The 19,463-nt window shown below is 63.8% G+C and carries 18 protein-coding genes; 10 read left to right on the top strand and 8 right to left on the bottom strand.

Features of this window, described 5'->3' with window-relative positions:
* Window positions 1-136: 136 nt before the first annotated feature.
* The 8 genes from dsbD (at window position 137) to purH (ending at window position 9,073) form a co-directional block, all read left to right on the top strand.
* A complete protein-coding gene (gene dsbD, locus R2R70_RS00870) occupies window positions 137-2,185 on the top strand; it encodes a protein-disulfide reductase DsbD (RefSeq protein WP_410976981.1) in 2,049 nt (682 codons plus the stop codon).
* A gap of 256 nt (window positions 2,186-2,441) precedes the next feature.
* Window positions 2,442-2,882: a type II 3-dehydroquinate dehydratase gene (gene aroQ, locus R2R70_RS00865; protein WP_043331983.1), complete on the top strand. Its 441-nt coding sequence runs from the start codon at window positions 2,442-2,444 to the stop codon at window positions 2,880-2,882.
* 173 nt (window positions 2,883-3,055) lie between these two features.
* Window positions 3,056-3,529, top strand: a complete 474-nt coding sequence (gene accB, locus R2R70_RS00860; RefSeq protein ID WP_043331985.1) for an acetyl-CoA carboxylase biotin carboxyl carrier protein — start codon at window positions 3,056-3,058, stop codon at window positions 3,527-3,529.
* A 19-nt stretch (window positions 3,530-3,548) separates the two neighbouring features.
* Window positions 3,549-4,889 (top strand): acetyl-CoA carboxylase biotin carboxylase subunit, encoded by a 1,341-nt coding sequence (accC, locus tag R2R70_RS00855; RefSeq protein ID WP_043331987.1) that lies wholly within the window; start codon window positions 3,549-3,551, stop codon window positions 4,887-4,889.
* A gap of 123 nt (window positions 4,890-5,012) precedes the next feature.
* Window positions 5,013-5,927, top strand: coding sequence for a 50S ribosomal protein L11 methyltransferase (gene prmA, locus R2R70_RS00850; RefSeq protein WP_043331989.1), 915 nt, complete (start codon window positions 5,013-5,015; stop codon window positions 5,925-5,927).
* Window positions 5,928-6,105: 178 nt separating this feature from the next.
* Window positions 6,106-7,140 (top strand): tRNA dihydrouridine synthase DusB, encoded by a 1,035-nt coding sequence (gene dusB, locus R2R70_RS00845; RefSeq protein ID WP_410976980.1) that lies wholly within the window; start codon window positions 6,106-6,108, stop codon window positions 7,138-7,140.
* A complete protein-coding gene (fis, locus tag R2R70_RS00840; RefSeq protein ID WP_043331993.1) occupies window positions 7,137-7,433 on the top strand; it encodes a DNA-binding transcriptional regulator Fis in 297 nt (98 codons plus the stop codon). The genes dusB and fis overlap by 4 nt, the downstream gene beginning before the upstream one ends.
* 62 nt (window positions 7,434-7,495) lie before the next feature.
* Window positions 7,496-9,073 (top strand): bifunctional phosphoribosylaminoimidazolecarboxamide formyltransferase/IMP cyclohydrolase, encoded by a 1,578-nt coding sequence (purH, locus tag R2R70_RS00835; RefSeq protein WP_410976979.1) that lies wholly within the window; start codon window positions 7,496-7,498, stop codon window positions 9,071-9,073.
* Window positions 9,074-9,205: 132 nt separating this feature from the next.
* Here the strand turns inward: purH and R2R70_RS00830 are convergent, their stop codons facing one another.
* Together R2R70_RS00830 and R2R70_RS00825 are read right to left on the bottom strand one after the other, a co-directional pair.
* Window positions 9,206-10,333 (bottom strand): amidohydrolase family protein, encoded by a 1,128-nt coding sequence (locus R2R70_RS00830; protein WP_410976978.1) that lies wholly within the window; start codon window positions 10,331-10,333, stop codon window positions 9,206-9,208.
* A 61-nt stretch (window positions 10,334-10,394) separates the two neighbouring features.
* Entirely contained in the window at window positions 10,395-10,634 is a 240-nt protein-coding gene (locus R2R70_RS00825; RefSeq protein WP_410976977.1) for a DUF2061 domain-containing protein, read from the bottom strand.
* A 350-nt stretch (window positions 10,635-10,984) separates the two neighbouring features.
* Between R2R70_RS00825 and glsB the strand changes: the two genes are divergently transcribed.
* A complete protein-coding gene (glsB, locus tag R2R70_RS00820) occupies window positions 10,985-11,926 on the top strand; it encodes a glutaminase B (protein WP_054555045.1) in 942 nt (313 codons plus the stop codon).
* Window positions 11,927-12,548: 622 nt separating this feature from the next.
* Here glsB and R2R70_RS00815 read toward each other — a convergent pair.
* The 6 genes from R2R70_RS00815 to R2R70_RS00790 form a co-directional block, all read right to left on the bottom strand.
* Window positions 12,549-14,006 (bottom strand): NAD-dependent succinate-semialdehyde dehydrogenase, encoded by a 1,458-nt coding sequence (locus R2R70_RS00815; RefSeq protein ID WP_410976976.1) that lies wholly within the window; start codon window positions 14,004-14,006, stop codon window positions 12,549-12,551.
* A 98-nt stretch (window positions 14,007-14,104) separates the two neighbouring features.
* Complete coding sequence (locus tag R2R70_RS00810) at window positions 14,105-14,449, bottom strand: hypothetical protein (RefSeq protein ID WP_410976975.1); 345 nt, start codon at window positions 14,447-14,449, stop codon at window positions 14,105-14,107.
* 125 nt (window positions 14,450-14,574) lie between these two features.
* Window positions 14,575-14,979, bottom strand: a complete 405-nt coding sequence (gene folX, locus R2R70_RS00805) for a dihydroneopterin triphosphate 2'-epimerase (RefSeq protein ID WP_043332416.1) — start codon at window positions 14,977-14,979, stop codon at window positions 14,575-14,577.
* Window positions 14,980-15,065: 86 nt separating this feature from the next.
* Entirely contained in the window at window positions 15,066-15,617 is a 552-nt protein-coding gene (gene folE / locus R2R70_RS00800; protein WP_043332418.1) for a GTP cyclohydrolase I FolE, read from the bottom strand.
* 353 nt (window positions 15,618-15,970) lie between these two features.
* Window positions 15,971-17,068, bottom strand: coding sequence for a serine/threonine protein kinase (locus R2R70_RS00795; protein ID WP_084589292.1), 1,098 nt, complete (start codon window positions 17,066-17,068; stop codon window positions 15,971-15,973).
* Between the two features lie 182 nt (window positions 17,069-17,250).
* The gene (locus tag R2R70_RS00790) at window positions 17,251-18,120 is read right to left on the bottom strand and encodes a ComF family protein (protein ID WP_410976974.1); all 870 of its coding nucleotides are present in this window, start codon (window positions 18,118-18,120) and stop codon (window positions 17,251-17,253) included.
* A gap of 162 nt (window positions 18,121-18,282) precedes the next feature.
* On the opposite strand from R2R70_RS00790, the gene bioB reads away from it, so the two are divergent.
* On the top strand, window positions 18,283-19,461 hold the full coding sequence (gene bioB / locus R2R70_RS00785) for a biotin synthase BioB (protein WP_410976973.1): 1,179 nt from the start codon (window positions 18,283-18,285) through the stop codon (window positions 19,459-19,461).
* Window positions 19,462-19,463 lie beyond the last annotated feature (2 nt).

Raw genomic sequence — 19,463 nt, 5'->3', positions numbered from 1 at the left:
GCGTGCAAGTCGTGCGCGGCGATGATGGGCCTGCTCTCGATCCAGCGCTCGCCCCCGAGCAGGATGATGGCGGCGCGAGACTGCGGTGCCTCGAGGCCTGCAGGATGTTCTTTCGGCACTGTATAAGGATGCTTTCGTGCTTCGTTCGTTCTTGAAAGTCAGCATGGCGCTGCCAACGGGCCGCGCACGCCCCTCCGCGTTCTCACGCCTGCTGGGCCCTGAGTTGCTGGCAACCCTGCTGGCAATCGCGCTGGTGGTCGCACAGGCGATGACGGCGCTGCCCGCCAATGCCGGTCTGTTCGGCTCAGGCTCAGGCTCAAGTTCAAACGCCGGCAGCGGCTCCAACGGTGCAGCGTCCAGCCTGTTCGGCGGCGGCAATCAGGGCGATTTCCTGCCGGTCAGTGAAGCCTTCAAGCCGCGCAGCTGGCGCGAGGGCGACACCCTGTATGTCGGCTTCACCAGTGCCGAAGGCTATTACCTCTATCGGCATCAGTTCAGCTTCTCGACCACCAGCGACCAGGTCGTGCTGGGCGACGCCGACCTGCCGCCGGGAGAGCTGAAGAACGACCCCTACATGGGCGAGGTGCATGTCTTCCATGATGCGCTGGTCATTCGCATCCCGCTGACCAGCGCCTCCTCTGGCAAGGCAGTGCGTGACGACACACCGGCCAGCGGCCCGATCCCGCTCTCCATCACCTTCCAGGGCTGCGCCGATGCCGGGCTCTGCTATCCGCCGGAGACCGTCACGCTACAGGCCGGTGAGCAGAGTGCCCCTGCCCCCTTCGCGCAGCTGATGCCGACCGCCAGCCAGTCGAGCGATACCACGGCGTCGACGGACAGTCGCACCACAACAGCCCCGATCAGCGGCACCGATGCCGGCTTCAGCGCACTGTTCGCGGACGCCAGCCTGCTGACGGCTCTGGGGCTGTTCTTCCTCGCCGGACTCGGCCTGACCTTCACGCCCTGCGTGCTGCCGATGATTCCGATCCTGAGTTCAATCATCGTCGGCCAGCGCCCCAGCCGCCCGCGCGCCTTGCTGCTGTCCACGAGCTACGCCCTGGGCATGGCCCTGACCTACGCCGCGGCCGGCACCTTGATGGGACTGTTCGGCGCGGGGCTCAACCTGCAGGCGCATCTGCAGGCGCCGGCCGTCCTGATTCCCTTTGCTGCCTTGTTCGTGCTGTTCGCGCTGGCCATGTTCGGCGCCTTCAATCTACGCCTGCCCAGCGGCATGCATTCGCGTCTCGACACACTGCAAGGACGGCTGATGAATGCCGGCCCCGGCGGCCTGGCGCTGGCAGGCGCGTTATCGGTACTCGTGGTATCGCCCTGCGTCTCGGCACCTCTGGCCGGTGCGCTGGTCTATCTCTCCGCCAGTGGCGATGCCATGACCGGCGGACTGGCACTCTTCGCGCTGGGGCTGGGCATGGGCGTGCCGTTGATTCTGGTCGGCACCTTCGGCGCCAGCCTGCTGCCCAGGGCCGGCGGCTGGATGGAGGGCATCAAGCAGGCCTTTGGCATCCTGCTGCTGGGGGTGGCGCTGTGGCTGGTGGAGCGCTTGCTGCCGGCCTCTCTGGCAGTGCTGGGCTGGGCCATTCTGGCCATCGGCACCGGCGTGGCTCTGGGGGCGCTCAGCGCACAGACCCGAGGCTGGGGGCGTGCCCGTCAGGCACTGGGACTGGTCGCGCTGGGCTGGGGCATGATCAGCCTGCTGGGCGTGGCAGGCGGCGCAAGCGACCCGCTGCGCCCGCTGGCCCCCTTCACTGGCGGCACATCATCCGGGCAGGCCGCCGAGACGTCACTGGACTTCACCACCGTCAGCGACATGAGCGAGCTAGAACATGAGCTGGCACTGGCCGCCAGCCGCGGCCAGCCGGTCTTCGTCGACTACTACGCCGACTGGTGCATCTCGTGCAAGGTGATGGAGCGCGAGGTCTTCCCCAAAGTCGCCAGCCAGTTGCGCCAGTTCCACCTGATTCGCGCCGACGTCACCAGTACCGGGGCCGCGACCCAGGCACTGCTCAAGCAATTCGGCCTGTTCGGCCCTCCTAGCCTGCTGTTCTTCGCCGATGAACGCGAGCTCACGGCGGCGCGCATCCAGGGGGAGGTCAACGCCAGCCAGCTCGGCCAACACCTGACAGCGGTGCTGGATCAGCTGCGCGGCACGTCACAGCGCGCGAACTGAGCGGCGTGTCTGCCACAGGCCCGGCGCGGGGCAGTTGCTGCCGAGACGCACGCGAGGACGAAGAATGCGGCAAAATCTTCGGTTCAGTGCCAAACTGGACAGCGTTCGAGAATTTCGGCAGAATCCGCGTCACTACGGCAACAGCCTGCGCTCAATAGGTAAACGTCGTGGATAGTGACGGTATCTTTGCATTTTCTTCATGGGTTAACAGCTCAATGAGCCTGGTGCTCGAGCACGGCTGACACAAGGGACTTTCATGGCGCGCATCCTGGTACTCAACGGCCCCAATCTCAATCTGCTGGGGACCCGTGAACCCGAGGTGTATGGCACCACCACGCTGGAGGATATCCACCAGCGTCTGGTCCAGCGCGCCAGCGCGGCCGGCCATCAGCTGGACTGGCTGCAGTCCAACGCCGAGCATGTGCTGATCGAGCGTATCCACCTTGCCCGTGAAGATGGCACCGCCATCATCCTGATCAATCCGGCGGCCTTTACCCATACCAGCGTTGCGCTGCGCGATGCGCTACTCGGCGTCGCACTCCCGTTCATCGAGCTGCACCTTTCCAACACCCATGCCCGCGAGCCGTTCCGCCACCATTCGTATCTTTCCGATGTGGCACGCGGCGTGATCATGGGCTTTGGCGCTCGAAGCTATGACATGGCGCTTGACGCCGCCCTGGACGATCTCGCGCAGTAAGGGCACGTCCAGAGCGGTATTCACGCACCGCCATCAGGCCTCATCACTGCCTGATACCAGGATTCACCGGCCATCGCCATGGTCGGGACAGCCGTCGGGGCTGTCGCCCGCAGCCGCCGCTATCACGGCTGCACACCCCCATTTCCAGCCACATTTACATCGGGATTAATTTCATGGATATCCGCAAGGTCAAGAAGCTGATCGAGCTGCTCGAAGAGTCCAACATCAGCGAAATCGAGATCCAGGAAGGCGAAGAGTCCGTTCGCATCAGCCGCCATCCGCAGGGCTTCGCCCAGCAGCCGATGATGCAGGCCCCGATGATGATGCAGCAGCAGCCGATGCAGCAGGCCGCTCCGGCAGCCGCTGGCGCCGCTGAAGCACCGGCCGCTCCGGCAGCACCGGCTGCGCCGCAGGGTCACACCATCAATTCCCCGATGGTCGGCTCCTTCTACCGTTCTCCGGCGCCGGGCTCCAAGGCCTTCATCGAAGTCGGCCAGAGCGTCAAGAAAGGTGATACCGTCTGCATCGTCGAAGCCATGAAGATGATGAACCAGATCGAAGCCGACAAGGATGGCGTCGTCGAAGCCATTCTGATCGAAGACGGCGAGCCGGTTGAATTCGACCAGCCCATGATCGTCATTTCCTGATCCCAACGGACACGTCACCATGCTCGACAAGGTACTGATTGCCAACCGCGGCGAGATCGCCCTTCGCATCCTTCGCGCCTGCAAGGAACTGGGCATCAAGACGGTAGCGGTGCACTCCAAGGCCGACCGCGACCTGATGCACGTCCGCTTGGCGGATGAAGCTGTGTGCATCGGCCCGGCCTCCTCTGCCAAATCCTATCTCCACATCCCGGCGCTGATCGCAGCCGCCGAGGTGACGGACGCCGACGCCATCCACCCGGGCTACGGCTTCCTGTCGGAAAATGCCAACTTCGCCGAACAGGTCGAACGTTCCGGCTTCGCCTTCATCGGCCCGCGCGCTGACACCATCCGCATGATGGGTGACAAGGTCGCGGCCATCGAGGCGATGAAGCTGGCCGGCGTTCCGACCGTGCCGGGTTCTGATGGCCCGGTGCCGGAAGACGAAGACGAGATGTACGCCATCGCCGAGCGCATCGGCTATCCGGTGATCATCAAGGCCGCCGCTGGCGGTGGTGGTCGCGGCATGCGCGTGGTGCACTCCAAGGCCAGCCTGCTGTCCTCGGTGAGCATCACCCAGGGTGAAGCGGCAGCGGCCTTCGGCGACGGCACGGTGTACATGGAGAAATTCCTCCAGAACCCGCGTCACGTCGAAGTCCAGGTACTGGCCGATGGCCAGGGCAACGCCATCCATCTGTATGACCGCGACTGCTCCCTGCAGCGTCGTCACCAGAAGGTGCTGGAAGAAGCACCGGCGCCGCAGCTGGACGAAGAAGCGCGTGCCAAGGTACTCAAGTCGTGCACCGATGCCTGCATCGAGATCGGCTACCGTGGCGCCGGCACCTTCGAGTTCCTGTACGAGAACGGCGGCTTCTACTTCATCGAGATGAACACTCGTGTTCAGGTCGAGCACCCGGTGACTGAAATGGTCACTGGCATCGATATCGTCAAGGAACAGCTGCGCATCGCCTCCGGCCTGCCGCTGTCCGTGAAGCAGGAAGATATCGAGCTGCGCGGTCACGCCTTCGAGTGCCGCATCAATGCCGAGGATTCGCGCACCTTCATGCCGTCTCCGGGCAAGGTCGAGCTCTATCACGCGCCGGGCGGTCTGGGCGTGCGCATGGACTCGCACCTGTACTCCGGCTACACCGTTCCGCCGCACTACGACTCCCTGATCGGCAAGCTGATCACCTGGGGCGAGAGCCGCGAGATCGCACTGACGCGCATGCGCAATGCCCTCGACGAGCTGCTGGTGGAAGGTATCAAGACCAACACTGACCTGCAGAAGGATCTGGTGCGTGATGCCGGCTTCCAGGAAGGTGGCGTCAACATCCATTATCTGGAGAAGAAGCTGGGCCTGTAAGACGCCCCGCTTGAGATCGGTGACCTGGTTGCCGATAGACGCACGACAGAAGGGTGGCCTCGGCTGCCCTTCTGTCGTCTGTGCCCTCCTCCCCTTTCTTATCGCCCATCGACAGGAGTCACCATGTCCTGGCTGCAACTCAAGGCGCGTATCGCCCCCGACCACGCCGAGATTCTCGAGCATCTGCTGATGGAAGAAGGCGCCTGCGCCATCACGCTGCAGGATGCTGAAGACCAACCGCTGTTCGAACCGGACCTCGGCAGCACGCCGCTGTGGAGCGAGACTGTCCTCACTGGCCTGTGGGATGGTACCGAAGGCATCGAGGCCATGCGCGAGCGGGTCAAGGCCGGCTGGGCGGCGCTGATTCCCGATGAGCCCTGCCCGGAGATCGAGGTCGAGATCCTCGAGGACCGTGACTGGGCCCGTGAATGGATGGACGGTTTCGAGCCGCTCAAGATGGGCCAGCGCCTGTGGATCGTGCCCAGCTGGCACGATGCGCCGGAGCAGGACGCCGTCAACCTGATGCTCGACCCCGGCCTGGCCTTCGGCACCGGCACCCACCCGACCACCGCCCTGTGCCTGGAATGGCTCGATGGGCTGGCCGTCGATGGCAAGCTCGCCCAGCACAGCGTGCTCGACTTCGGTTGCGGCTCCGGCATTCTCGCCATCGCCGCGCTCAAGCTCGGCGCGGTGGATGCGCTGGGGACCGATATCGACCCGCAGGCGCTGCAGGCCTCGCGCGAGAACGCCCAGCGCAATGACGTCAGCGATCAGCTGACCCTGTGCTACCCGGACCGCCTGCCGGACGCGGGCTATCAGATCGTGGTCGCCAACATCCTGGCCGGCCCGCTGGTCGAACTGGCCCCGCAGATCGCGGGCAGCGTCGCCCCGGGTGGCCTGTTGGCGCTCTCCGGCATTCTCGCGCCCCAGGCGGGAGAGGTGCTCGACGCCTATCGTGAGGCCGGCCTGATCATGGAAGAGCCCACCGAGCGCGATGGCTGGGTACGCCTCAATGGTCAGCGTCCACTGATGGGCTGAGCCACGCCATGAGCCATGCCATGAGCGCCGCAGCCGCGCAGGGAGAACGCATCCGCGACGCATTGTGGATGAAATAGCCCTTCAAACCCTGCGGCGCTCTAGGTATTATGACGCCCCCGCGAACCCCTGACACGACAGCGGCTCGCGCGCCTGACACCACTCGCATGACACGAGACCCATGACCGATACCCCGCTTCCCGCCGACCTGCCCCACATCGGCGTACATCAGCTTCCCAATCGCGTGATTCTGGCCCCGATGGCCGGTGTCACCGATCGCCCGTTCCGACAGCAATGTCGTGAGCTGGGCGCCGGGCTGGTGGTATCGGAGATGGTGACCAGTGACAAGCGGCTGTGGAATACCGTCAAATCCCGCACGCGCATGAACCATGCCGGCGAACCCGGCCCGCGTGCCGTGCAGATCGCCGGCGGTGATGCCGCCATGCTGGCCGAGGCCGCGGCGCTCAACGCCGAGATGGGTGCCGAGATCATCGACATCAACATGGGCTGCCCGGCCAAGAAGGTCTGCAACAAGGCCGCCGGTTCTGCCCTGATGCGCGACGAGAAGCTCGTCGGCGAGATTCTCGATGCCGTGGTGAGCGCCGTGGACGTGCCGGTCACGCTCAAGATGCGCACCGGCTGGTGCGAAGAAACGCGCAACGCCATCGCCATCGCGCGCATGGCCGAAAACGCCGGCATCCAGGCGCTGTCCGTGCATGGTCGCACTCGCCAGCAGAAATATACCGGTGAGGCCGAATACGACACCATCGCCGCCGTGAAGGCCGCGGTGTCGATTCCGGTCTTCGCCAATGGCGATATCGACAGCGGCGAGAAGGCGCGACATGTGCTTGACTATACGGGCGCCGACGCCGTGATGATCGGCCGTGCGGCCCAGGGCAATCCCTGGATCTTCCGCGAGATCAATCACTACCTGGCCACCGGCCAGGTAGCCTGTGGCCCGAGCGATGCGGAGCGCGCCCTCGTGATGCGCACCCACCTCGAGGCCCTGTACGAATTCTACGGTGACTACATGGGAACGCGCATCGCGCGCAAGCATGTGGGCTGGTATCTGGCGACGCGGGAGGATGGCAGTGAGCTCAAGCGCCACTTCAATCCCCTCGAGGAGCCGGAACAACAGCGCCAGTTCCTGACCCGCCTGTTCGGCGAGCCGGAAGGCATCGCCCGCACCGAGACGCAAGGAAGTCACGCAGCATGACCAGCAGGCACCCTCTTTCACCCGACGACGCAAGCCAGGCCACCCTGATGACGCCCGTGCGGCACCATCAGACCCTGCGCGAGGCCGTCGAGCACTCCATGGCGCGCTACTTCGCCCACCTGGATGGCGAGCAGGTCACCGACCTGCATGCCATGGTGATGGCCGAGGTCGAGGCGCCGCTGCTGGAGGCGGTGATGGCCCACGCGCAGGGCAACCAGACCCGCGCCGCCGACATGCTGGGCCTCAACCGAGGCACACTGCGCAAGAAGCTCAAGCAGTTTGATCTGATCTGACCCCGCCGGGGCACCTTTACAGGTGCCCCGGCGTCTTTTTGTTGATCCACGAGTGGAGCATCATGCAAGCCAAGCCCCAAGCCATCCGTCGCGCCCTCCTGAGTGTTTCCGACAAGACCGGAATCGTCGAATTCGCTCGTGCCCTGGACGCCCGCGGCGTCGCCCTGCTGTCCACTGGCGGTACCTTCCGCCTGCTCAAGGACAACGGCCTTGCCGTCACGGAAGTGTCCGAGCACACCGGTTTCCCGGAAATGATGGATGGCCGGGTCAAGACCCTGCACCCGAAGATCCACGGTGGCATTCTCGGCCGTCGCGGCCAGGATGATGCGGTGATGGCCGAGCACGGCATCGACCCCATCGACATGGTCATCGTCAATCTGTACCCGTTCGCCGCTACCGTGGCCAACCCGGATTGCTCGCTGGAAGACGCCATCGAGAACATCGATATCGGCGGCCCGACCATGGTGCGTTCCTGCGCCAAGAACCACGCCCACACCACCATCGTCGTCAACGCCTCGGACTATGACCGCGTGATCGCCGAGATGGATGCCAACGACAACGCCGTCAGCGATGGCGCGCGCTTCGATCTGGCCGTGGCCGCCTTCGAGCACACCGCCGCCTACGATGGCGCCATCGCCAACTGGCTGGGCCAGCGTGTCGAAGGCGGCAGCGAAGGCCTGCCGCGTCAGTACAACGTCAGCCTGAGCAAGAAGCAGGACATGCGTTACGGCGAGAACCCGCACCAGAAGGCGGCCTTCTACGTCGAGGACGGTGCCACCGAGGCCAGCGTCGCCACGGCGGTGCAGGTGCAGGGCAAGGCGTTGTCCTACAACAACGTCGCCGACACCGATGCCGCCTTCGAGTGCGTCAAGGCCTTCGACGAGACCGCCTGTGTCATCGTCAAGCACGCCAACCCGTGTGGCGTCGCCATCGGCGAGTCTGCCCTGGCCGCCTACGAACGTGCCTTCCAGACCGACCCGACCAGCGCCTTCGGCGGCATCATCGCCTTCAACGTGCCGCTGGACGCCGAGACCGCGCAGGCGATCGTCTCGCGTCAGTTCGTCGAGGTGATCATCGCCCCGGGCATCAGCGAAGAGGCGGCTGCCATCATCGCCACCAAGGCCAATGTGCGCCTGCTCGACGTCGCGGATGCCTGGGCGGCCGAACGTACCGGCGGTCACGACTTCAAGCGTGTCACCGGCGGTCTGCTGGTCCAGGACCGCGACCAGGGCATGGTCGGCCGTGATGAGCTCAAGGTCGTCACCGAGCGTGCGCCGAGTGAGCAGGAACTCAACGACCTGACCTTCGCCTGGAAAGTGGCCAAGTTCGTCAAGTCCAACGCCATCGTCTACATCAAGGATGGCCAGACCATCGGTGTGGGCGCCGGCCAGATGAGCCGCGTCTATTCCGCCAAGATCGCCGGCATCAAGGCCGCCGATGAAGGTCTGGAAGTGCCGGGCTCCGTGATGGCCTCCGATGCCTTCTTCCCGTTCCGCGACGGCATCGATGCTGCTGCGGCGGCCGGCATCACTGCCGTCATCCAGCCGGGTGGCTCCATGCGCGATCAGGAAGTCATCGATGCGGCCAACGAAGCCGGCATCGCCATGGTCTTCACCGGCATGCGTCACTTCCGTCACTGATCAGATAACGCTAGCCTGCACGAGCGCCTGCACAGGTGCCTGTACTGGTACCTAAGCTAGCGCTCACGCAAAAGCCCCCGCCAGCGACTCGCTGACGGGGGCTTTTTCATGCGCATCTGACAAGAAACGCGGTCATTCGACCGGCAGGTCGACCCAGCGCAGAAAGTTGTCGCGCGCGACATTGCGCGCTGCCGGTGGCGACAGCGCATCGAGGAAGGGCGTATAGCTGGCGAGGATATCGCCCACCGAGCCGAAGCGCCCGACCACGTCACTGCCGAGCACGAAGCGCTGTGGGAAGCGCTCGACCAGCGACACCCAACGCGAGCGCGGCTGCCCTTCATCATCCAGCAGGTAGGGTTCCAGCACCGACCAGGACAGGTCGATATTCAGGTTGGGATAGGTTTCCAGCATGCGCTCGATCTCGCCGTGCAGCCAGGTCATGCGCCCCAGACGGCGATTGAGCTCGGCACTGGTCCCGGCGTGTGCCCAGATGAAGGTCGTGTCCGGATTGTCGCGCACCGCACTCTCGAATTCCTCGAGATACAGGCCTTCATGCCCTTCCCGCTTGCTGGTGATGTTGGAATGCACCATCACCGGCAGCCCTTTCTCCGCCGCCAGCGCATAGACCTTCATCAAGGCCGGGTGATTGGCGCGCGGCGTCTCGCCTTCGGTCAGGCGCGTCAGGTCATCATGACGCGTGAAGACCTCCCCGATGCCCTTCCAGAAGCCGGGATAGATCGCCATCAGCTGGTGAATCTCGTCGGCAGCGTTCAGATCGGTGGGGTTGAAGCCGGTGATGAACGGCGAGAAACGCGCCTGTACCGGCTCGGGCGCGCGAGTCAGCGCCTCGGCCAGGATGTAGTCGGTACCGGAATACCAGTAGACCGGCGCATCATCGCCCATGTAGTAACGTGGCTTCTTGGGTGCGTCCTGCTGCCATTTCTTGGCAACGCCGATGCCCGTGACCAGGGCGTGATCGACCTGTGCCTCGTCCATGGCATCCAGCAAGGCCCCCAGCCCATCCCCCTGCTGGAAGAAGTCCACGAAGTGCAGATGGGCGTCGCTGTAGTGATAATCGCGTGTCTCGTCTGCGGCCACGGCCTCGAGGCCAGCCAGACTGCCGGCAAGCCCCAGCAGCAACGCCAACGCCCCCTGGACGAGAGGACGTTGGCGGGCGCGGGCAGGATGAGAGGGCTGGGCAGGACAAGAGGCCCTGGCAGGAAGAGAGGCACGGATGATGCGAGGGGCAAGCTTCAGCATGGGGAGCTCCGGGAAAAGGTCGCTCGATTCTGCGGCGCATCCCTGCCACGCGCAAGCAGCCTCAGCCCGCCAGCGCCGCCCCGCTCATGGCGTTTCGCGAGTTTGCCTCGCTCTCAGCAGCCTGCTGGCGGCGCGCGGTGACACGGTTCCAGATTTTCTCGTGGAAGAAGAAGGCGACGGTGTTGACCGCCGGCTCGACGATGGCGACCAGGCCGCCGACCACGATATCGCCAGTCAGCAGGTAGGTGACACCGAAGGCGATTGAGAAGTGCATGCTGGCAAAGGTCAATGTCTTGATCATGTTGGCTGCCCTCCGGGCGGTCTACTCAGCGAGACGCTGAGCCTCAGCGCGTCGCATGTCATGGGGTCAGGCAACTGCGTGCTGCCTTGATGGACTAATAATAACGATTCTCAACTGCATGTAGAAATCACTTTGCACTACCTGGCTGATAAGCGTCAACTATCACGCGATTGAGCCGACCTGGTGGCACGCCCTGCCAGCGGCATCGAGCGCGCCAGCTGCGGTCATATCCGCTAGAATGCCCTGCCGGCCTCTCGCGCCACTCTCGGCCTGATGCCCGATGGCGCCGTTGTCACGATGGCCCGGCCAGCTTCGCGCCCTTTTCCCTCTACCGCTGCTTCAAGGTTGCCATGACGCCGCCACTCGACCCCGATGCTCTCCAGACACTGCTCGAACGCCTGTCCGATGATGCCAGCCGCTGCTTCAACGAGGGCAAGGTCGCGGACTATATCCCGGCCCTGGCGCAGGTCGACCCTGACCAGTTCGGCATCGCCGTCTGCCATGTGGATGGCCGTGTCCAGTACGCCGGCAGCGCGCATACCCGCTTCTCGATCCAGTCGATCTCCAAGGTGCATGCGCTGGTACTGGCGATGCAGCGCCTGGAGAGCGACGAGATCTGGTCGCGCGTCGGCCGTGAGCCTTCCGGCCAGGCCTTCAACTCGATCATGCAGCTGGAGGTCGAGAACGGCATCCCGCGCAATCCCTTCATCAATGCCGGAGCCCTGCTGATCACCGACCTGCTGGTATCGCGCATCGTCTCGATCCAGAACACCCTGCGTGAGCAGCTCAGGCGTCTGTCCGGCAGCGACGATATCGGCTTCGATGAAAAGGTCGCGCGCTCGGAAATGGACCACAAGGCACGCAATGCCTCGCTCGCCTACCTGATGCAGGCCTACGGCAATGTGCATTCCGATGTGGATGACCTGCTGGATACCTACTTCCACAGCTGTTCGGTGTCGATGAACTGCGTGGAACTGGCGCGCAGCTTCGCCTTCCTGGCCAATCGCGGCGTCAATCCGCTGGATGGCAAGGAAGTGGTCTCGCCGCTGGAGACACGCCAGCTCAATGCCTTGTTGCTGACCTGCGGACTTTACGATGCGGCAGGCGACTTCGCCTGGCGAGTGGGGCTGCCGGGCAAGAGTGGCGTCGGCGGTGGCATCATCGCCATCCTGCCGGGACAGATGAGCATCTGCGTCTGGTCACCACGCCTGGACGGCTACGGCAACTCGATTGCCGGGCGGCATGCACTGGAAGGCCTGGTGGCGGGCATGGGGCTTTCGCCACTGGGGTGAGACCTGCGAGCCGAGAAGTGAGGGTTGAGAAGTGGGCGTTGCGGCATGAGAGCCGAGTTCCGGCAATAAAAAAGGGCGAGTCGCGTCCGCCACGCCACTCACCCTGTCTTCAATCCTTGAAGACTATCACCACAGGTCCCGCTCTTTGACTGTAGCGTAAATAAGCATATGCACAAGTAAGAGAATGCCGACAAAGCACACCTGTCTTTGGCCCTGATCTGCGCCAAAAGACCGCGATATACCGCTTTGGTCTGACACGCGCAGCGCGAGCCACTCCATCTCTACGACCAATGATTCATGCGCCTCTTGTCGCGAGCTTGCCCGCCTCTCGCGCATGCCGTTCTCCCATCAACAGTGAAAGATCGCTCTCATCAGCAGCGAAAATTCCATGGCCAAGTTGCAGGCACACTCGGCGCAGACAGGTGGGATAATGCATGGCATGAAAAAGCCCGCCCGGTTCCCCGGGCGGGCTTTTTGCCAGCTGATGGCGTGTCCAATCACTGCCTTGAGCGCTGGCCATCAATCAGCGATGCAAAGCTCAAAGATACAATGCTCCAGGAGACAAGGCTCAAGGATGCAAGGCCCAAGCAAAGATCGACAGCGCAGACCCACTGACGATGGATCAACCAAGTGAGAGACACAGATACTTGGTTTCCATGTATTCCTCGAGGCCATACTTGGAGCCTTCACGGCCCAGCCCCGATGCCTTGGTGCCGCCGAAGGGCGCCGCGGCGTTGGAGATCAGCCCGGTATTGATACCGACCATGCCGTAGTCCAGGCCTTCCGAGACGCGCCAGACACGCTTGAGGTCGCTGCTGTAGAAGTAACTGGCCAGGCCGAACTCGGTGTCGTTGGCCATCTCGATCGCCTCTTCCTCGCTCTCGAAGGGGAAGATCGCCGCCAGCGGACCGAAGGTTTCCTCACGGGCGACCTTCATCTCCGGCGTCACCTGCGAGATCAGGGTCGGCGTGAAGAAGCTGCCCCCCAGCGGATGCGGATGGCCGCCCAACAGCAGTTCGGCACCCTTGTCGAGGGCATCCTGCACGTGCTCGGTGACCTTCTCGACGGCGTCGCCATCGATCAACGGGCCAACCTTGACGCCCTCTTCCAGGCCATTGCCCACGGTCAGCTCGGCGTTCATGGCGGCGGCCAGCTTCTCGCTGAAGGCATTGACCACGCTGGACTGCACCAGGAAGCGATTGGTGCAGACGCAGGTCTGACCCGCATTGCGGAACTTGGCCGCCATCGCGCCTTCCACCGCCGCATCGAGATCGGCGTCTTCGAACACCAGGAAGGGCGCGTTGCCGCCAAGCTCCAGCGAGATCTTCTGGATGTGCTGCGCGGCATTTGCCATCAGGCCACGCCCGACTTCCGTGGAGCCGGTGAAAGTCACCTTGCGCACGATGCTGGAATCGGTCATCGCCTTGGCGATGTCCTTGGCCGAGCCCGGCACGACATTGAAGACGCCGCGCGGCACGCCAGCGCGCTCCGCCAGCACCGCCAGCGCCAGCGCCGAGAACGGCGTCTGGCTGGCCGGCTTGACCACGATCGGACAGCCCGCGGCCAGCGCGGCGCCCGCCTTGCGGGTAATCATCGAGGCCGGGAAGTTCCACGGCGTGATCGCCCCCACCACCCCGACCGGCTGCTTGAGCACCAGGATGCGCTGGTCACGCTTGGCGGCCGGAATGGTATCGCCATACACGCGCTGACCTTCTTCCGCGAACCAGCGCAGGAAGCTGGCCGCGTACTGGATTTCACCGGCGGCTTCGGCGAGGGGCTTGCCCTGCTCCAGCGTCATGATCTGCGCCAGATCATCCTTGTGCTCCAGCATCAAGGCGTACCACTTCATCAGGATGTCAGCGCGCTCCAGCGCCGGCGTCTCCTTCCAGTCCGCGAAGGAGTGATGCGCCGCCTCGATGGCGCGTTCGGTCTCGGCGTAACCCAGCCGAGGCACGCGGCCGATGATCTCGCCGGTGGCAGGATTGTCGACCTCGATCTGCTCGCCGGAATCCGCGGCTACCCAGCCACCGTCGATATAGGCAAATGGACGAAACAGACTGGTATCGTTGAGATGTTCCATGAAGACTCCCGAGGCGTGCTTGTGGGTCAAGGCAGTGATTCCCGGCTAACCGAGACTACTCAAGACTAACCTGATATAGCCTAGATGCGGGCGTGGCGCTAGATCCACAACCCTGCCAGTACTAGTACCACGATGGCCAGCCCGGCGAGCCACCAGCGCTTGCGCGTTGGCGGCCTGGCGGCGTCATCCGTAGGCCCGGGCGCCTCGCCGGCCTCGCTCTCGGGCGGCATCGAGACGACTCGCCGCGCCTTCTGCTGCTTGATCCGTGCATTGAAGACCTGCACTGCACGGCCATCGCGAAGCTCGAAGTCCACCGCCAGTCCCGGCCCCGGCAAGCCACGCCCGCGCCAGCCGACCAGATCGAAGGCGTGCTCGCCGCCCTTCTCGTCCCGAATGGTGCCCTGCTGTTCTGCATCATCGAAATGGATGATTTCCCCGATCACATCATGTCTCCCGACTCTTCAGGCTTCTGCGCCTGACTTTCTCGATATCTGAGCTTCTCGACACCTGAGCTTCTCTACGCCTGAGCTTCTCTACGCCTGAGCTTCTCTACGCCTGCCCCGGCCGACTAGTCATGCGCTTCGCGACTGTCCGACAGGGTGATAGACACCGAGTCAGAGAAGCGCAAGGCATGCGGCTTGTCGATCTCGACCTGCGCCGTCAGCACCTGTTCGTGCGCCATCACGATATCCAGCACCTCACGGGTCATGCGTTCGAGCAGCGCGAAGCGCCCTTCCTCGACATGACGGATCAACTGCTTGGTGATGGTGCGGTAATTGAGCGCTTCACTGATGTGATTGAATTGCACGGCGCGTGCCGCGCGATAGCGGATCACCACGTTGATCACGACATCCTGGCGGTTCTGGATCTCGTCTTCATTGATCCCGATATAGGTTCTCAGGCGCAGATTCTTGATGCGAATGGTGGCGAGATCGTGATCGAGATGTTCATCGTGCAAGGCATGCATCGGCATCGGCAGGGACTCCTGATCAAGGGAAACGCGCGAGATGACTCCCAGACAAGAACGCCGCCTCGAAAGGCGGCGTCTTCACTCTGCTGTCAGCTGATCAACGTCAGGAATTCCTGACGGGTCGGCTGATTGTCGCGGAAGGCGCCCAGCATCACGGACGTCTTCATGCTGGAATTCTGCTTTTCCACCCCACGCATCATCATGCACATGTGACGCGCTTCGACCACGACGGCCACGCCACGTGCACCGGTGACCTGCTGGACGGCCTCGGCGATCTGTTTGGTGAGGTTTTCCTGAATCTGCATGCGCCGCGAATACATGTCGACGATACGCGCGAACTTGGACAGACCGAGCACCTTGCCAGACGGCAGATAGGCGATGTGGCACTTGCCGATGAACGGCAGCAGGTGATGCTCGCACATCGAGTAAAGCTCGATGTCCTTGACCAGTACCATCTCGTCCGTATCGGAGGTGAAGACAGCGCCGTTGACGATCTCCTCCAACGACTGTTGATAGCCATGAGTCAGGTACTGCATGGCCTTGGCCGCGCGCTTGGGCGTATCCAGCAGGCCCTCACGCTCTGGATCCTCACCCAACGCGGTGATGATCTGGCGGTAGTGGTTGGCAATCTCTTCGGTCATCCGTCTGCCTATGGTATCGGTCAGGGGCGCGCACTAGCGCACGCATAGCAGGGGTAAAGCACAAAAGTCATACACAAGCGATCAGATGGCAAGAAATCGTATAACTTCGTGTTCAATGTCAGGGCCAGATTCTACCTCAGGCATGCCGTCAACGCAGGTCTGTTCACGCGATTGTCGTATCCATGCAACACATGCGCCCCCATCGGTAACCGATGGGGGCGCATGAAGGGGCGATGTCACTCACTTCACCAAAGGGGCTCAGGCCTCGCGACGACCTTCAGGTCATGTCACGACTGCCAGCTCATGTCGCGACTACCAGCTCACGTCACGACTGCCAGGCCATGTCGCGATCGCTAGGCCAGCCAACGCGGCGCAGATAGCGCGACGCGCTGCTGTTCCAGGCTGCGAATGTGGTCATCCCAGTAGCCCAGGCTTGCCACGTGCGAGAAGGCCTGCGGGAAGGCGGGGTCCGACCAGCGCCGCACCACCCAGGCGCTGTGACGCACCATGCGCAGTGTGCGCAGGGTCTCGATCCACTTGAGCTCGCTGCGATTGAACTCACAATGCTGCTCGTAGCCCTCCAGCACCTCGGACAGCTGCATGTGCAGCTCCGGGTCGCTCTGACCGGTCAACAGCATCCACAGATCCTGCACCGCCGGGGCGCTCAGGCAGTCATCGAAGTCGACCAGCGCGAAGCTGTCATCGCGCCCCAGCATGTTGCCGATGTGGCAGTCGCCGTGGGTACGGATCAAGGCGCTTTCCGGCCAGCTCTGCTCCGCGACCAACGGGCGCAGCGCCTCGATGACACGCTGGTAGCTGTCGCGCTGGCGCTCACTCAGCCAGTCGGAGGCCAGTACGCTGGCGCAGCTCTCTTCGAGAATCCGCAGCGGCGAGAGCGTCTCCCGCTCGCGAAACGCGCTCTTGCGCCCCACCGCGTGCACGCGGCCGATCAGTTCACCCAACTGATAGAGGTGCTCGGCAGATTCAAGCTCCGGGGCACGCCCCACCACATGCGGGAAGAGAGCGAAGTCGAAGCCTTCGAATCGATGCAGCGTCTCGCCGGCCTCGTTCGCCCATGCGGGGGCACCGGGGACACCGGCCTCATCCAGCTCGGCCAGGAAGGCGTGCTCCTCGAGAATCTGGGCACGGCTCCAGCGCTCGGGGCGATAGAACTTGGCCACCCAGCGGCGTCGGTCATCATCGGCGAGATGGTAGACACGATTCTCGTAACTGTTCAGCGCGAACGGCTCGCCGGGCAACCAGAAGCCCAGCGATTCGACAGCGGCCACGACACGGTCCGGCGCGAGAGCATCGAAGGGATGAAAACGCGTGTCTCCATGGCCCTCTGGCGCGGATGTCGTCGACCAGGTGTTGCCATTGGAGCGCGCATCCAACTCGCGCGAGGTGCCGGAAGATTGCGAGTCATCGGGGGAAACAGGATCAATAGGCATGGCAATTCCTCGGGCATGGACCAGCAAACGGCTGCCGGACCTTGCATGCTATGAGATTAGACCCTCTGCACGCCAGTCTTCTCCCTGATTGACCCCGCCTGCCCGCTGAGTTCAACGCCCGTTTCAAGGCTCAGCCCTGGCGGCATGTGTCGGGCAGCTCTACTTCGTGTCGCATTTGCGGGTCACAGCGCCCCGCGCAAGGCCAGGGGAGTCCGCGCCAGCACGCAGGCATCGACCTCACGGGCACCGGCTCGCAGGCAGGCCTGAGCAAGACTGTCGAGCGTCGCACCACTGGTCATGACGTCATCGATCAGCAGCACGTGCTCGGGCAAGAGGCCGTCAATGTCATAACGCCCACGCTGCGCTTTCAGACGCCCGCGCCTATCCCGCAGGCGCTGATCCGGCGCTGCCCTGACCACCGCGACTGACGCCTCGTGCGGCATGCGCCTGCCGCGCACCCGCGCCATATCCCGCTGATGGCCGGCGATGACCGGTGTCAGCCCGCGACACAGCTCTGCCAGCGCATCATGGCCGCGCTGGCGACGACGATAGGCATCTGCCGGTACCAGCAGCACTGCGCCGTGAGGATGCGCCTGGCGCCACTCGCGGCAGAAGTGCGCAAGCTCCCGCTGCATGAGTTGGCGCAGCAGTCGCCCGGCGCGGCGCTGATGCTGGTCCTTGTAGCGCTGGAACAGCCCCGCCAGCAGCCCTTCATACCGCAGCGGCGCAAAGCAGCGCGCAAAGGCGGGCGGTGACGACAGGCACCGCGCACAGGCCTGCTGACTCAAGGCCAATGAGGCGACAGGCTCAGCACAACGCGGACAGGCATGCTGATTGCGCGCGATTCTCGCCTCGCAGGCGTCGCACCACTCGCGGCGCGATGACAGCTCTCGCTCATGACGCGAGCGAGTCGCTAGAGAGGAAAATGAATGGGGAGGTGAAACTGAAGCGCTCTGCCGTTCGGTCGCGCCGGGCATGGCTGTCGTCAGCTGACGCTGACAGAAGGCGCAGGGTCGCGACAGCTGCCAGTGGTCAACCAGCAGAGCTCTCATCGTTGACAGCGCCCGCGGAAACTCTATCATCTTAGTTAACCTGACCTTATTCGATGCGTTGACTGGCCACTTGCCAGCTCGGCTGCCGACTCCCGGACTCACCCACGGATGACCGGCTCAGCGCGCTCTCGCTCTGCCCGCCTGATGAAGGACCTCAAGCTCATGACCGTAGAAGCCTCCCGCGTGACCACACAAGCCACGAATATCCCTGCGCCTGCCGATGACAGCGTGGTACGCCATGACTGGAGCGTCGCGGAAATCGAGGCGCTGTTCGCCCTGCCCTTCAATGACCTGCTGTTTCGTGCCCAGCAGGTGCACCGCCAGCACTTCGATCCGAATGCGGTACAGGTCTCCACCCTGCTGTCGATCAAGACCGGCGCCTGCCCGGAAGACTGCAAGTACTGCCCGCAGTCCGGCCACTACAACACCGGCCTTGGCAAGGAAAAGCTGATGGAGATCGAGAAGGTGGTCGAGCAGGCACGTGCCGCCAAGGACGCCGGCGCCAGCCGCTTCTGCATGGGCGCGGCCTGGAAGAGCCCGCGTGAGCGCGACCTCGAAGTGGTCACCGAGATGGTGCGTCAGGTGAAGTCGCTGGGACTCGAGACCTGCATGACGCTAGGCATGGTCGATACCGATCAGGCCAGAAAGCTCGCGGATGCCGGCCTCGACTACTACAACCACAATCTTGACACCTCACCGGAGTACTACGGCGAGATCATCACCACTCGCAGCTACAGCGAGCGCCTGGACACTCTGGCCAGCGTGCGCGAAGCCGGCATGAAGGTGTGCTCCGGCGGCATCCTCGGCATGGGCGAGACCACCACCGACCGCGCCGGCCTGCTGCGTCAGCTGGCCAATCTGGAGCCGCAGCCGGAATCGGTGCCGATCAACATGCTGGTCAAGGTGGCGGGCACGCCGCTGGAGAATGTCGATGACCTCGATCCCATCGAGTTCATCCGCGCCATCGCCGTAGCACGCATCATGATGCCGAAGAGCCACGTGCGCCTGTCCGCCGGCCGCGAGCAGATGGACGATTCCACCCAGGCACTGGCCTTCCTCGCCGGCGCCAACTCCATCTTCTATGGCGAGCGCCTGCTGACCACCGGCAACCCGCAGGCCAACCGTGACCGCGAGCTGTTCGAGCGCCTCGGCCTGCACCCGGAGACCCGCCAGGAAGTCGCCAGTGACGAAGTGCGCGAGGCCGCCCTGAAGGCTGCCATGGAAGAACAGGCACGTGCCAATGTCGAGGGCAGCCTGTTCTATGACGCCACGCGCGAGGCGACGCCCGCCAGCAGCGAAGGCCATGTTCGCGAACGCAAGCCCTGCGGCCTGGTGGTCTGATC

It is taken from the genome of Cobetia sp. SIMBA_158 (genome assembly GCF_046566945.1).
In the GTDB taxonomy this organism is placed as follows: Bacteria; Pseudomonadota; Gammaproteobacteria; order Pseudomonadales; family Halomonadaceae; genus Cobetia; species Cobetia amphilecti.
The sequence above is the reverse complement of the archived record's forward strand: the minus strand, read 5'-3'. Positions and strand labels throughout refer to the sequence as shown.